The organism is Paenibacillus mangrovi (genome assembly GCF_022898935.1).
Lineage (GTDB): Bacteria > Bacillota > Bacilli > Paenibacillales > Paenibacillaceae > Paenibacillus_AQ > Paenibacillus_AQ mangrovi.
On sequence record NZ_JALIRP010000003.1, the window covers coordinates 537,717 to 552,291 of the forward strand.

General features: G+C 45.9%; 10 protein-coding genes. 2 read left to right on the forward strand and 8 right to left on the reverse strand.

Going from position 1 to position 14,575, the window contains the following annotated elements; translation table 11 throughout:
* Positions 1–2: 2 nt before the first annotated feature.
* The 3 genes from MUG84_RS10495 to MUG84_RS10505 all read right to left on the reverse strand — a co-directional run bounded on the left by MUG84_RS10495 (position 3) and on the right by MUG84_RS10505 (position 4,737).
* On the reverse strand, positions 3–2,990 hold the full coding sequence (locus MUG84_RS10495; RefSeq protein WP_342346106.1) for a DUF4855 domain-containing protein: 2,988 nt from the start codon (positions 2,988–2,990) through the stop codon (positions 3–5).
* Between the two features lie 550 nt (positions 2,991–3,540).
* On the reverse strand, positions 3,541–3,768 hold the full coding sequence (locus MUG84_RS10500) for a hypothetical protein (RefSeq protein WP_244724850.1): 228 nt from the start codon (positions 3,766–3,768) through the stop codon (positions 3,541–3,543).
* Between the two features lie 126 nt (positions 3,769–3,894).
* Positions 3,895–4,737, reverse strand: coding sequence for a LysR family transcriptional regulator (locus MUG84_RS10505; RefSeq protein WP_244724852.1), 843 nt, complete (start codon positions 4,735–4,737; stop codon positions 3,895–3,897).
* A 114-nt stretch (positions 4,738–4,851) separates the two neighbouring features.
* On the opposite strand from MUG84_RS10505, the gene MUG84_RS10510 reads away from it, so the two are divergent.
* A complete protein-coding gene (locus MUG84_RS10510; protein WP_244724853.1) occupies positions 4,852–5,961 on the forward strand; it encodes a Gfo/Idh/MocA family protein in 1,110 nt (369 codons plus the stop codon).
* Positions 5,962–6,076: 115 nt separating this feature from the next.
* On the opposite strand, the gene MUG84_RS10515 is transcribed toward MUG84_RS10510, so the two are convergent.
* From MUG84_RS10515 to MUG84_RS10525, 3 genes are all read right to left on the reverse strand, one after another.
* A complete protein-coding gene (locus MUG84_RS10515; RefSeq protein WP_244724854.1) occupies positions 6,077–6,610 on the reverse strand; it encodes a DUF1854 domain-containing protein in 534 nt (177 codons plus the stop codon).
* Positions 6,607–8,799 carry an ABC transporter ATP-binding protein gene (locus tag MUG84_RS10520; RefSeq protein WP_244724855.1) on the reverse strand — a complete coding sequence of 731 codons (2,193 nt, stop codon included), beginning with the start codon at positions 8,797–8,799 and terminating at the stop codon, positions 6,607–6,609. The genes MUG84_RS10515 and MUG84_RS10520 overlap by 4 nt, the downstream gene beginning before the upstream one ends.
* A gap of 281 nt (positions 8,800–9,080) precedes the next feature.
* The gene (locus MUG84_RS10525) at positions 9,081–11,360 is read right to left on the reverse strand and encodes a beta-glucosidase family protein (RefSeq protein WP_244724856.1); all 2,280 of its coding nucleotides are present in this window, start codon (positions 11,358–11,360) and stop codon (positions 9,081–9,083) included.
* A gap of 150 nt (positions 11,361–11,510) precedes the next feature.
* On the opposite strand from MUG84_RS10525, the gene MUG84_RS10530 reads away from it, so the two are divergent.
* Positions 11,511–12,422, forward strand: coding sequence for a helix-turn-helix domain-containing protein (locus MUG84_RS10530; protein ID WP_244724857.1), 912 nt, complete (start codon positions 11,511–11,513; stop codon positions 12,420–12,422).
* 150 nt (positions 12,423–12,572) lie between these two features.
* Here MUG84_RS10530 and MUG84_RS10535 read toward each other — a convergent pair whose 3' ends face one another.
* Together MUG84_RS10535 and MUG84_RS10540 are read right to left on the reverse strand one after the other, a co-directional pair.
* Entirely contained in the window at positions 12,573–14,135 is a 1,563-nt protein-coding gene (locus tag MUG84_RS10535) for an MFS transporter (RefSeq protein ID WP_244724858.1), read from the reverse strand.
* Positions 14,132–14,572: an SRPBCC family protein gene (locus MUG84_RS10540; protein ID WP_244724859.1), complete on the reverse strand. Its 441-nt coding sequence runs from the start codon at positions 14,570–14,572 to the stop codon at positions 14,132–14,134. The genes MUG84_RS10535 and MUG84_RS10540 overlap by 4 nt, the downstream gene beginning before the upstream one ends.
* Positions 14,573–14,575: the final 3 nt, after the last annotated feature.

Genomic DNA, 14,575 nt, shown 5'->3' on the forward strand with positions numbered 1-14,575 from the left:
CGTCAATGACTGTTCTGCATCAGTCGATCAATGGCGGCAAGCATGTAGTCCGCTAATGTCCGATCGATATGTTTGCCGGACTGGGCCGAGATTTTATTCCTCAGTGCGTTCAAACCTTGATTCACTTGGTTCGCGTCTCCTTGCTGCTCCTGCACCTTTCTCACACTAGCCATCAAGCTGTTCAGGATGCCACGATCTGTAATCCAGCCTTTGTCGTATCCCAGATTCAACACTTCGTCCAAATGATCAATGTCCAGATCAACCCGGAATGTGAACTGCCGCACGACTTCATTACCAGCAAGGTCCATTGCAGCAATTTCGACGATGTGGTCCCCCACCGACAGAGTGAACGGCTCCCGTTCAATAGGTGCGGAAACCTCGACTCCATCCAGTTTGATAACAGTTTGATCCACGCCGCTTGTCGCATCCGAGATGGAAATTCGCAGGGAAACCGCATCCGTGCTATAGACTGTTTCCGGTAATGCCGCATCGATCACAGGAGCAGTTTGGTCGATTTTCACCACCATAGATTTTGTTTGTTCCTGGTTTCCGGCGGAATCCTTACTGTAATACTGCAGGGTATGCATGCCGTCCGCTTCGATGGCAACCGCGTTTCCTTTCATCCACTCTTTGCCGTCCATGCTAGAATAGGTTTCGGCGACACCAGATTCCGCATCTTCGGCAGATAGGGCAACGGCAACTTTTGACTTGTACCATCCGTTTTTCCCGATTTCTCCCGCCACAGAGGCGCTTGTTGCAGGAGGAGTATGATCCGTTACGCTTACATTTATCAGTTTGCTTTCTACTTGGATTCCATTGACAGACGCATATATCATCGCACTACCTCCACTAAGTGCAGTGATATTTCCGTCAGAATTAATTTTCACGATATCCGGATTTGAAGAGCTAAATATAGCATTATTTATAATAATGGGCTTGCCGCTATCATCAGTATGTTTTAAATCCTTAACTGTTATCTTTCCTGTTTGGCCTATTGAAAATTCTTCTATGTCGGGTTCTATAGACATTGCATAATTAGGAGCCTTAATAATTTCATTGTTAACGGGCGGAGGTGTGGCTCCATCTATGACTCCGTGACTTCCCATTACTTTGACTTCATCAGAAAAAACCCATGGTGCAACATCAAAACTTATTTTAATTACATTCGCTTGGAAATTTAAATCGCTCAGGTGATATTCGTAAACATCATGTGCAGCATCTATTAGCGTTACCATATTATCTGTTATCGAGCCCAGTAATCCCCATGATTTGCCTCCATCATTTGAAATGGAGACATCCATACTCTTCGGTAAACGAATGCCGGCTTCATCGCTAAGTAATGCACGAAAGCCTATTTCTTTTACTGTGGATGTTTGCCCAAGATTGATGTATAAATCACGTCTGGTATTACCATGGAAGTCAACGTAATGATCTCGATCTGTATCCCAATTACCATTTCCATATATACCGTCAGTTAGAACCGGCATTAGGTTCGTTTCCCTTTGTAATTCCCTATCATCACCACCGGCGGGCATAGAAACTTCCGGTATGATTCCCGCACTAAGATTTGAATAAACCGAATGATCTACTGTACCGCCAACCTTACCTTCGAGGATTCCGTTTTCCAGAACGATATCTCTCATTATGGTTTGTCCAGCTTGTATATCAACACTGAATTTTGTAGATTTATATATTTTATCCCCAATATCGGCAACTGAGAAGTCTTGCCCCATCGCATATAAATTATCAAATTCGTAATTTCCATATTCATCTGTTGTCACAACTTTATCTCCATGAGTAACTTCAACATTTTGAATGGGTTCGCCTTTAATATTTACAACTCTTCCTTTTATGTTTCCGGTTGCCGGTAATTGAAAATCACCTTTCGTAAAATGATAGATGTCATTATATAGCTTTTTCCCAATGGGATTTGCACTATAGTACAAATCATATACTCCATAAACATCCTGATAATACGCGAGTAACGAATTCTTCATATACCCTGATTCTACTCCGCCTATTAAATAGTCCATAAGTGCTTGTCTATACCATTTATCGCCTAAAACTGTCTGATCGAACTCAATTTCAATACCTTCGTCAGAACTATCAGCCGTTTTAGCTATTTCTTTTATTCTTGAATATGTTGAGCTAGTATCAAAATAACGATTAGGTTGTATACAAGTCCAGTCAAATCCATATTTATTGCCATTCGTATAATTCATTGCACCTCGATAAGGTATCCAACCCAATTTTAATCCAAAACTATGCGCATAATCGGACGTATATTTTACACTTTCGGTTTCACCTGGGATACTTGTATTGAGATCTTCCTCCGTCCAATAGAAGCCAGCTAATTTTAAATTTTGATAATTCGCATCATTAAAGCGTGACATGAATTGATCCATATACCACTTTATCGCTTTCTCCCTTGCTTCAAGTGAAGAGAAATCTAAAGAAGTACCACTGCCATCTATATCGCCGAAGTTTGTACTTTGGGAATCAGGAAAGGGAAGCATCATATAAACCAAAACTTTGTGATCCGGTTGATTTAATTTTTGATTAGCTTCTTTTACCGCTTGATTTAATGCGTCAAGTTGCTGATTTTGTGTGAAAACCCTGTCTAAAAACCATTGCCAATCTTGTTTTTGTCCTGGGTGAGTATCCGGTGAGCCATAGTAACGACCACCAGTAACACCACCATATGGCGATTTTATCCCCAAAAAAAGGAATGTATCAAAAAAATAGTCATCTGGTTCATCATTTTGATTAAGGTGAGATACATATGGCTTAAATTTTTCTTTTTCATATACGCCCACTTGTTGTCCATTATAGTTGGCAGGATCATAATACCCTGTATAAAGCAGTAAAATGTTTTTAGCTCCGTTTGAAATGTCAGTACCCGGCGGTACGTATGCATTGGCTGGCATTATTGGTAGGATCATCGTTAAAGAAACAACTATTGCTGCAAGGACCCATTTGTAAGACCTCATTACAAATACCTCCCACAATAATTTTATTATTTTCTCCGTGGCGAATATATGGGATTGACCTGTTGACAGGAATAGAGGTAATGGTCACCTCCTTTTAAAACCCTCCCCTTTCTCCCTGGGCCGATGCCCTTACATTCTTTCGTTCTACCTCTCAGGCGCGTCTTTCCAAAGCCCGGCCTTGCCTACGCTTTCATTGCCCTGCGTTTCCAATCACCTCACTTCGCGGTTGGCGGCTTCGACGGATCACCTCGTCCTCTCCTTTATCCCGCAAGACCCCGGAAAAGAATCCGGCATTTTATCAGAAAGCACGGCCCATCTGCGTTTTTTATGATAAATTCGTTCCCGGATGAAAGCAACGAACATTCTTTGAATGGCTGAGCAATTTTTTCTGACTTCCTTGAACATCTTGGAAACGCCGTATAGCAACGTATGGAACAGCTCTGCCAATTTCTTGAGTGATATGTCCGGGCTCGTATTATGTTGGTTGACGTCAAGCATTCTACTACGAAAGAAAGCCTGGTCCTCGAAAGGATCAGGCTTTCTTGATGTATTAGGATGAAGATTCCACCGGAATGCTTTCAATAGCGGTAAAGAACACGTCCAGAAGGTCTTTATCAAACTCTGCTTTTACATAGTCGGATATTTTGTTCAGTTCCTCCTGGCTGTTATACTCCAGGCATGGACGCCCTTCGCACCACAATACCGTACATTGAAATGCCTGTCTTCTCACCTGCTCAATAACGTAATCTTGCTCCGCTGATCCACGGCTGGTTGCCAACGGTCTCACGCCCCCTTTCATGTGACTTCCTTTATCAGTCTTCTCTCCCTATTATTCAAAATTTAAATATATGTTTCCGATGACATTTATCACACCCATCCTTCAGCCTGATCATCATCTTCAGCATCAATTCGCCGTGACGATTCGATTCATTAATTGCTGCTCGACTCCTGTGATTTTATGATTCTTCCGATAACTGATGAATTTTTCAATCTCACAACAGCTATGATCTATCACTTTATAATGCCTTATTCCTAACCGAGCCGTATCCGATTCTGGAATCAAGGTGACTCCCATGCCAAGCTGACACATGTTCATCATCGATTCCAAGGCGGCAATTTCCACAAAATCCGATCTAATCGCCTTATGATCTTCGAGTAATACATCCAATATTTTTTTATAGTAGCAATTTTCAGAAGAGATAATGAGATTGTCATGCTTCAAAATCTCCTCAAGCGGCTTATCAATGTTTTTGCCGACGAGCACCAGTTTCTCCGTTCCGTACTTTTTATAGTGAAGCGAGTTCATGTCCGTTTTCCCCACCAGAAATCCAATATCGATCGTTCCGTTCACAAGCTCTTCTTCAATTTTGGGTGTGCTACCTGTTTTAATCGTAACCATCAGATTTTCATATGTTTCATATAAGGCTTTCATGGCATCATCAAAATTCGGAGGATTTTTACTCACCATTAACCCAAGCCTTAGCACCGGGCTGTCTTCATTCATCATACTTCTGGTTTCTTCCCATAGTAGTACGATCTTCTTGAACTGTGCGTATAGTTTCTTCCCCTCTTCATTCAGCTCCATCCCTCTGGGTTTTCTATAGAAAAGTTCTTTATTGAACTCACTTTCGATTTTTTTAATTTTCGCTGTCATATTGGATTGTAGCTGGTGCAGCTCTTTGGCCGCATGTGAAATACTTTGATGCTCTGCAACCGTAATGAAGGCTCTCATATTTTCAATATCCACATGAAGTCACCCTTTTGATATCACTAAATTTGATATATATATGAAATAAAAACATTATTTTTGATATCTAATAAGCATTATACTGCTGTTAACAACAAGATGGGAGGGTTCTCTATGCAAGACAACAAAATAAAGGTGGGCATTATCGGGGGGTCCATTCGAAATCGGTGGGCCAGCTCTACACATATTCCCGCGTTAATCCAGAGTGAACATCATCAAATTACGGCTATTGCAACGACGAACATGGAATCGGCCAAAGAATCTGCGAGCCAGCTTGGAGTAGTCGAAGCTTATGATGATTATAGAAAAATGCTTGCATCTAACCACGTGGACATGGTCATTGTGAGCGTCAAAGCTCCTTTCCATAAGGAAATCGTACTGAATACGATCCGGGCAAATAAACATATTTACTGTGAATGGCCTCTCGCCGTAGGCACAAGTGAAGTCGAATCCATCATGAAGGAGCTGAATCAATCCACGATCAAGCATGCAATTGGTTTACAATCACGCCAGTCAGATGAAGTAAAGCTTGTTAAAGAGTTAGTAGATAACAAGGAAATCGGACGCATTCTGTCGATCAATATGAAGGTTTCCACACATGCAAAAGGAAATTGGGTGGATCAAGCCGGCAGTTATATCCTGGATCGAAAGAACGGAGCGACGCTGCTAACCATTAATGGAGGACATGCTTTAGATGTCGTCACTTATATCTTCGGACATTTTACGGAGGTTCAAGCGGGACGCCATACGCATTATACAGAAGCTCGAATTCTGGATAATGATCGTACAATCAACAAAAACATCGAAGACCAATACATGATTAACGGAAAAATCAATAACGATATCCCGATCGTCGTTCATCTGCAAGGTGGAGCATATCCTCAATTCCTGTTAGAAATACAAGGAGAGAAAGGGATCATTCGGCTCTATCAAAATCAATCCATCGGACATCCGCAATATGGCGGGATGAGTGTATCGATAGCTAAATATGATTCAACACAAACGATTGTCACTAGTCAGCCTAGCGATTTTACGGTTCTCATGGTGGACAATACAAAGGTGCCTTTCACTAATGTATTTCGAGCGCACCAATCCTTTGCGAAAGACATCCTCTTGAACAGCAATGAAACCCCTGATTTTCATGACGCATTCGATTTGCATCGATTGATAGCGGCCATTGAAGCATCAGCAGAAACCGGGGAGAGAATTAATTTAGAATTCTAATCCATAAATCCATAATTACTAAAAAAGCGACCATACAAGGTCGCTTTTAATACTTATGAAAACAAATTGAGGCTATGCAAAGCTACAACCCATCCACAGCACTTTACGAGCTACATTATAAAGCGTCTTTCAATTGACTCCGGCTGTGACCATCCAAAGATGTCCAATCGCGAATTTCGCATCTTTTACCGTTGATGTCGGTGAGGATGATGCGGTTCGCACTCGGGTATTGCATATGCTCATGTAAGTTCCGCATGACGATGCGGGTCGGACCCAGATTCGTTTGCAGCTCCCAAATCCATAGGTCGGCTTTTTGCTTAATGCTATCAATACGGGTCACAAGCGGCAGAAAATAACGGAATTTCAGCTCATTATCGATTTCCGTTCGGCTTTCTTCATCAAGCTGGTCAATGTCAAGAACGACACCCAATTCCTCGCCTTTTGAGTTACGGACGGAAATATATTGAGTCGTGTACTGAAAGGGAAATATACGATAAAGGATAAGTTCTTCAAAGGTCTTGCCTTCAATGACTCCTTGAAACACGCCACCTTGGCTGCGGCTAAATGAGACCATACTTGGTTCAAGGATATGTATCTCATAGGGATCCTTAACGTCTAATTCATCAATGATCCCATTGATAACACTCATGCATTTTCTACCCCCTTAATCTTGGACATTTCCTTCTGTGCCTCAACCAGCTTGAAATAGGCGCCTTTCGCAGTGAGCAATTCCTCATGGGTGCCCACTTCAATAATCTTACCGCGTTCCAACACGACAAGCCGGTCTGCATTTCGAAGAGTGGACAAGCGATGGGCGATCGCGAACGTCGTCCTTCCTTTGACCAGACGCGAAATCGCTTCTTGGATCTGCCGCTCTGTCACCGTATCAACAGAGGCTGTTGCTTCATCCAGGATGAGTATCCGCGGATCGTGAATAATTGCACGGGCGATCGCTACTCGCTGCTTTTCTCCGCCTGACAGCTTATGTCCACGTTCTCCGACCCTAGTATCATAGCCATCAGGCAGCTGAACGATGAAATCATGAGCATTTGCAATCTTAGCGGCACGCATAATTTCTAGTTTCGTAGCGTCCGGTTTGGAATATGCGATATTCTCTGCAATCGTCCCGTCGAACAGGAACGTCTCCTGGAGCACTACGCCGATCTGCTTACGCAGGTCACGCTGGCTAATATTACGGATATCCGTACCGTCGATTGTAATGGTGCCCTCATCGGAATCATAGAATCGACAGATCATGTTAATGAACGTCGATTTTCCGGCACCTGAATGTCCGACCAGTCCGATCATTTCTCCTGCCGCTACCTTCAGATTCACATTTTTGAGCACAGGGTGATGCTTTTCGTATCCATACGTAACCTGTTTGAATTCTACGTCCCCTTTAACACGGCCGAGTTCCGTTGGATTCGCAGTATCGGGCACATCCGAAGGGGTATCCATAATCTCAAATACTCGATCCGCCGCTGAAAGAGCATGTGATGCCCAATTAATCATTTGACTCACCCACTGCAGCGGTCCCAGAAGCATACCTAAATATGTAACCATCGCGATCAGTGTACCCGTGGATATTTCACCACCAAGCACCTTACTCCCGCCATAGTACCAGGTCAATAAAGTGCCCACGCCAGCCACTAACGCAAAGACGGGAAATATACCCTGCCACAAACCTTCAATCCGAATATTATTCCGAACTAAATCCTTATTCGCCACAGAATAGCGTGACATTTCCGTATTTTCCTGACCAAATGCTTTGACGACACGAATACCCTGTAGAGAATCGCCAACTAATGCATTTAATCTAAAAATAGATCTCCATTGTTGATACCAGCGTCTGCCGATCATCGGCCATAATACACTGGACAACACAATCATGAAAGGCATAGGCAGCATGGCGAGCAAGGTTAATTTCCAATCTAAGTTAAACATAATGACGAAAATCACGATCACCCGTAAAGCTTCACCCGTGACCCATACAACACCATCGGTCATGAACTGCCGCATCGCCTCCGAGTCATTATTCACCCTTCCAATAAATTGGGAAGACTGTCTTCGATCAAAGAAGGATAACGATAACTTCATCAAAGATTGATAGACATCATGACGAAGATCTCCCATGATTTTAGAGCCAATCCAAACGCCAATCATGCCACGCACGGTCTGCATTAGAGTAATCATTAACGAAGTGGCTGCAAGACCGATGACAATCCATAGAAGTGTGGAACCCATATTCATGGGTGTCAGGACATCATCAACCATCATTTTGGTCAGAAAAGGCGGAATGAGCTCCACCAGCGTTGTAAAAATCAACATGATCACCGCAGCAAGCATCTGCATTTTATAGGGTTTGGCATAACTTAACATTCGAGACAAAACCCTGCTGTTACTTTTACATACAGGGCAAGCTTGAGAACCGTCTGGTAGTGGATTGCGGCATTTGGGACAATTCCTTGGAAGTTCTTTTTCAGAAACCGTGGGCCGTTCTTCCCCTTTGGCAACAGCTCCAATGAGTTTGGAGGCGAAACCAAAAATAGAGGTAAGCGATGCTGTATAACGGATAAGTATAATCGGGCCGCTTGGGGTATCGGCAAGTAAAGAGCCTCCCCCCACACCTCCTACAGCTCGGACTTCGGTAATATACGAAACGGCAAGTTTCAAAACCAGCTCCCCATCCGTACCCCAAACCGAAACTTCTTGCTCAGTCAATACGAGCCATTGTTGACCGAATTGACCATCTTTCATTAAATCAGAAACAGCGTGGAACAATGGTTCTTCTGTAAGCTGATCTTCTATGGCTCTAGGAAGCTTATCAAGAATCGGCATGCTCATCCCCCTTCTTAATCCTCTATGTACTCATATGATATTTTTACCATTTTTACCAGTCACTCTTCAATACCCCCACCACTACTTTCGGGAAATTCACCCGCTTTTTTCTATTCACAGTGGAGCAATTTTTCGGTCATCTGATCGCGAATATTCCATGTCCAGGAATGAACGAAAAATGAGCACCTCGCAAGGCGCTCTTCATATAAAAAACCTCCCAAGGAATGTGATTGTTTCATGTCACCTTGGGAGGGAATATTTAACCTTCTGACTTCGTTATTTTATAGTTCGTTCAATTGTTTAACAAGTCCATCCAGCATTTCCTCTGTGAATGAGCCTTGACTGAAAGCAACCATAGTGCGCAGCGGCATATACTTCATCATCTCGGCGAACATTTCACTACCTTCCCCTGACTCGAGATCGGTCATCGAAACGCCCATTCCCTCTTGGAACTTCTGAATTAGACCTTGCACGATCGGAGCTCTATGTGGATCGTTCATCAGATCGATTAGCATCGTATTACGATCGCATTTTATTTTCAAGATAACGGTCGATTCGACGCGAATCGTATCGCTCAAGACGATATCTTCAGACGAACGGCCCATCAAAATGTCAAAGTCTCCGGACTCTACATGCCAATCTTTAAGCTCCGCGTTGTAATAGGCGAAGGAGCGCTTGTTCAGCGTAAACGTAACGGTTTTCTTTTCCCCTGGTTGAAGCTCGACTTTGGCAAAGCCCTTCAATTCTTTGGCCGGACGGATAACCGTACTGTCCACATCACGGACATAAAGTTGAATAATTTCTTTACCGGCGTGAGATCCCGTATTTTGCACCATTACCTGTACGCTTACGGTATCCGTATCTTTGATTTCCTTGCTGCCGATGACAAGATCCGAATATTCATATGTCGTATAGCTTAGACCATGTCCGAACGGGAACAGCGGCTTCACTTCTTTGGTATCGTAATAGCGATAGCCGACGAAAATGCCTTCACGGTATTCGACTCGATTGCCTTCTCCCGGGAAGAACAGGAACGATGGGTTGTCGCTTAGCTTCATCGGGAACGTCTCGGCAAGTTTGCCGCTCGGATTCGCTACGCCGAACAACAGGTCAGCCATCGCGCCACCTACCGCCTGACCGCCCAAATAAGCTTCAAGAATCGATTTTACTTGACGGGCCCACGGCATTTCGATCGGAGAACCGTTCAGCAGCACAACGACTACATTGCTTTGCACACCCGCGATCGCTTCGATAAGCTGGTTTTGATTCGCTGGCATCTGCAGATGCTTGCGGTCATAGCCTTCGGACTCATATCGGTCAGGAAGACCCGCGATAATGACGGCGACGTCCGCTTCGCTGGCAGCTTTTTTCGCTTCCTCGACTAAAATGGCATCCAGATCGTCTGTATCCGTATGGAAGCCTTGCGCATATACAACGGATGCAGAATCGTCCGCCAATTTTCGGATCTCTTCAAACGGCACGTCGATCTGGGTCGGAGTAATGTGAGAGCTTCCGCCGCCTTGGTATCTTGGCTTTTGCGCGAATGCGCCTATGACCGCCAGTTTCTTTCCTTTTGCCAGCGGGAGCAGGTTTCCTTCGTTCTTCAGCAGTACCATCGTTTCGCTCGCAACGGAGCGTGCTAGACGGTGGTGCTCATCGCGGTCGTAAGTCGCGTTTGGTTTTTTGTTATCCACACTCATGAAAATAATGCGCAAAATCCGTTCTACAGCACGGTTAAGCGCCTCTTCGGACAACTGGCCGTTTTGGACAGCCTCTACGATTTTACGGTCGCCCAGGCCACCGCTCGAAGGCATTTCCAGCTCTTGCCCTGCAGCAAGGCCATCTACCCGGTCATTGTTTGCGCCCCAGTCCGTAACGACGAACCCTTCATGACCCCATTCTTCCTTCAAAATATCGGTAAGCAAAATCTTATTCTCGGAAGCAAACGTTCCGTTTACTTTGTTGTAAGCGCTCATGACGGTCCACGGCTGACCATTCTTCACCGGGCCCTCGAAGCTCGCCAAATAAATTTCCCGCAGCGTGCGTTCATCGACAATCGCATCAACGCCCACTCGGCGGTGCTCCTGGTTGTTTACCGCAAAGTGCTTCAACGATGTGCCAATCCCTTGACTTTGTACACCTTGAATATGGCTGGTGGCCATTTCTGAAGAAAGATAAGGATCTTCCGAGAAATATTCGAAGTTGCGTCCACACAGCGGCGAGCGTTTGATGTTGGCGCCTGGTCCGAGCAGGACAGCTACGTTCTCTGCTTGGCACTCTTCACTCAGCGCAACGCCAACCTTGCCGATCAGTTCCCGGTCCCACGAACTGGCCATACCGGCTGCCGAAGGAAAACAAGTCGCGGGTACACTATCGAATATGCCCAAATGGTCACTGGTGCCTTGCTGCTTGCGCAGCCCGTGCGGGCCGTCCGTGACCATAATTGTAGGAATACCAAGGCGCTCCACGCCTTTTAAACGCCAAAAATCAAGACCGGAGCACATGCCGGCTTTTTCTTCCAATGTCATCTGAGCAATTAAAGCTTGAATATCGCGTCCCATTGATGAATCCTCCTTTATAAACGTAAATAAGTACTATTCAAATTATCTCATGTAGACGCTTTTATTTATGGTATAATACTTAGAAAATTTGTACGAAACAGAGGTGCTTCCATCCAGCAAGTGCCTACGGATGAGCATATCATAAGCCTCATGAACGATAACCACATATCCTATCGCGATCAGCCGCGCTGGAAAGCATACTGGAGCAGTCTGCCGATCGTAAACCGTCCTCGCCTGCTTCATATCGCTATGATTGCCCATTGGATGATTAATCAAGAAGCTTTGGAGATTACGGATGTGCTGCAATATGGTTACCAACATGTGCTGCCGACAACGTTCAAAGACAATGTAGAAATGGCGATTTCGACTCATCGGGAGTTTTCGATATTTCACCAGAGTATGGAAAGCGAGAAACGGTTGTTTGAATGGATTCGAACTGGCAATAAAACCGAATTGATAAAGCAGTGGATCGATATCCCTTACGAAAAAGTGGGGGTATTATCCAAGCGAAGCCAAATCCGCAACACCAAAAATCTGGCCATTTGCTGCGTCGCGATTGCGATGAGGGCTGCTGTATCTGGCGGATTATATGAAGAGCTGGCTTGTACACTTAGTGATCTGCATATACAGCAAATCGAAGAACTGAATGATGTTAAGGCTGTGGAGGCCGCGATAGTCCATGCCCTAGTGGACTTTACGGAACGGGTCGGACAAAGCCAAAATGAACGGATGTCTAAACCGACTAGGGACTGCCGCGAGTATATTTATAAACATTTGTATGAAGATATTACAGTGTATAACCTTTCGGAGCTGACAGGGCTGAATGGCAACTATTTAATGCAATTGTTTAAGAAGCAGACAGGTATGACCCTGATAAACTATGTACAGAAACAGCGGGTGGAAGAAGCAAAAAAACTGCTCAAAATAACCAGTGACACAACTTCATCAATCGGATCGCGGCTCAGGTTTTATGATCAATCTCATTTTATTAGAGTTTTCAAGAAGTATACGGGCGTGACTCCGAAGAAGTACCGTTCTGCCTTACAAACGGAAGGTTATTGAAATAAGTCGAACACTTCTATAAAAAATCTTGGCAATTCAAATGGCAGCTGGAGCACTTCTCATCCAGCTGCCATTTCATTTTTAAACCTGCGCTTTGCATGGTTCCACAGCTGCACATGAAAGCAGGCAAGCAGAGCACCAAGCCTTCCCTTACTCTCGCAATAGCTCCATCTCGCTTGGCGCTTTCTGCCCAATAGGCCGTATATGCCGAAGTTTAATCACGGCGAGAAAGGCGATAGCAATCATGAGTCCGCCGCTAACCGCGACAACGGCATGCATGCTGCTAGTAAAAGCTTCTCGGGCGCCATGAAGAAGTGCTCCGCTTATAGATTCGGGCAAGCCCTTTGCCACCGAGACAGCTCCAGGCAGACTTTCGCTGGAGGCCCTGGCCGCTGACGCCGTCAAATCACTTGGAATGAAATCGACGGCTTTGCTGTGGTAAATGTACGTACCGATACTGCCTAATACAGCGATACCTAGTGCGAATGCGAATTCTCCACTCGTCTGCAGCAAAGACGCCGCCGAACCCGCTTTCTCAGGCGGGGCAGATCCGACGATAAGATCGCTGGACAAGCTCGCAAACGGGGCCGATCCCGCATTAAAAAGGATATAGCCGACGATCAGGATCGAGAGCCCAGATCCGGCCCCTACCTGGGACAGTAGGATACAGCCTATCGCTGAAACGGTAAGGCCCACCCCGATGAGTAGAGACGGTCGAATCCGCCTTGCTATGATCGGCGATGTCAGCATGCCCGCCATGGATGCGACCACACCCGGAAGCATGCACACCGCCGCCCGAAGTGGCGACAGTCCCAGTACAAATTGAAGATGCTGTGCGACAAAGAGCATGGAAGCGCCTGTCAAGGTGATTCCGAACATGCCGCCGAGCGCCGTGCTGAAGGCTGGATTGGTGAACAGGCGCAAGTCCATTAGTGGATTGTCCAGTTGTCTCTGTCGCTTTACGAATACAATCCCGAAGGCAACTCCAGCTGCTACGGCAAATAGCGGCAAGATCTGTAGACCTTGCTTGGCGATTTCCTTAAGGCCATAGATCGTCGGAAGAATGGCGCACAGTGACAGCACGACACTTGGCATATCCAAGCGACCGGGTGTCGGGTCGCGATATTCGGGCAGAAGATAAGGCGCAGTCAACAACAGCAGTACCATGACTGGAACGCCGAGCAGAAATACCGAACCCCATGGAAAGTGCTCCAGCATCATCCCTCCGACCACCGGGCCAAGCGCCATGCCTCCCATGGAACACGTAAACCATATGCCGATGGCGAGGGATCGTTGCTTATGATCGCGGAACATGTTGCTGATCAAACCCAGGGTGGATGGAGATACCGTCGCTCCAGCGATACCGAGCAGCGCCCTGGCCGCAATCAACATTCCAGCGCTATTGGCATTAGCAGCCAATACCGACGACAAGCCGAACACTGCAGCGCCGATCATCAGCAATTTACGTCGGCCGAGTCGATCTCCGAGCGTACCCATCGTGATCAGGAAACCGGAGAGCAAGAATCCATATATATCCATGATCCATAGCTGCTGGACACTGTCAGCGCCGAGCGCAGCGCCTATGTGCGGAAGCGCGAGAATCATCACGGACACATCAATCGAGACGAGCAAGGCGGGTAACGACAACACGGCAAGTCCGATCCATTCCTTCAGGCCGGCCTTACTATCCGATCCGGTCGAAGCATTTTTCATTGGTTGTCCAGCGCCTCGCCGAGACGATCCAACAACACCTTCGTTCCGTGCTCACGCTGTTCCGGTGTATCGAGACCATCCAGGAATACGCCCTGTTCGGTATAGATCAATCGCGTGCCGCTGTCCGTGAACTCAAATTCTACCGTCGTCACGGAGACGGATATCCGCCTGTCTTCCATGTCCATCGTGTACGAGTAGACAATGCGTCTGTCCGGAACGATCTCCTGATAGCAGGCGTCGAATGTGTAAACCGGGCCCCCGGGCGGACCTCCGCGGTTGAATTCGCGTCCTCCGACGCGGAAGTCGAACTCGTTAGCCGGCGGAAACCACGCTGCTTTGGCCGCCTGGCCGGCCCAGGCTGCGAATACTCGTGATGGGGAATGTTTGTAGTTCTTTTCGATAACGAAAGTGGAATGCTTGGCAGATCGCTCGTTCATAGT

Excerpts from the sequence above, each read along its gene's own strand:
- MUG84_RS10535 (WP_244724858.1), bottom strand. The coding sequence starts at position 14,135 with ATGAAAAATGCTTCGACCGGATCGGATAGTAAGGCCGGCCTGAAGGAA.
- MUG84_RS10520 (WP_244724855.1), bottom strand. The coding sequence starts at position 8,799 with ATGCCGATTCTTGATAAGCTTCCTAGAGCCATAGAAGATCAGCTTACA.
- MUG84_RS10510 (WP_244724853.1), top strand. The coding sequence starts at position 4,852 with ATGCAAGACAACAAAATAAAGGTGGGCATTATCGGGGGGTCCATTCGA.
- MUG84_RS10530 (WP_244724857.1), top strand. The coding sequence starts at position 11,511 with ATGAACGATAACCACATATCCTATCGCGATCAGCCGCGCTGGAAAGCA.
- MUG84_RS10515 (WP_244724854.1), bottom strand. The coding sequence starts at position 6,610 with ATGAGTGTTATCAATGGGATCATTGATGAATTAGACGTTAAGGATCCC.
- MUG84_RS10495 (WP_342346106.1), bottom strand. The coding sequence starts at position 2,990 with ATGAGGTCTTACAAATGGGTCCTTGCAGCAATAGTTGTTTCTTTAACG.
- MUG84_RS10540 (WP_244724859.1), bottom strand. The coding sequence starts at position 14,572 with ATGAACGAGCGATCTGCCAAGCATTCCACTTTCGTTATCGAAAAGAAC.
- MUG84_RS10525 (WP_244724856.1), bottom strand. The coding sequence starts at position 11,360 with ATGGGACGCGATATTCAAGCTTTAATTGCTCAGATGACATTGGAAGAA.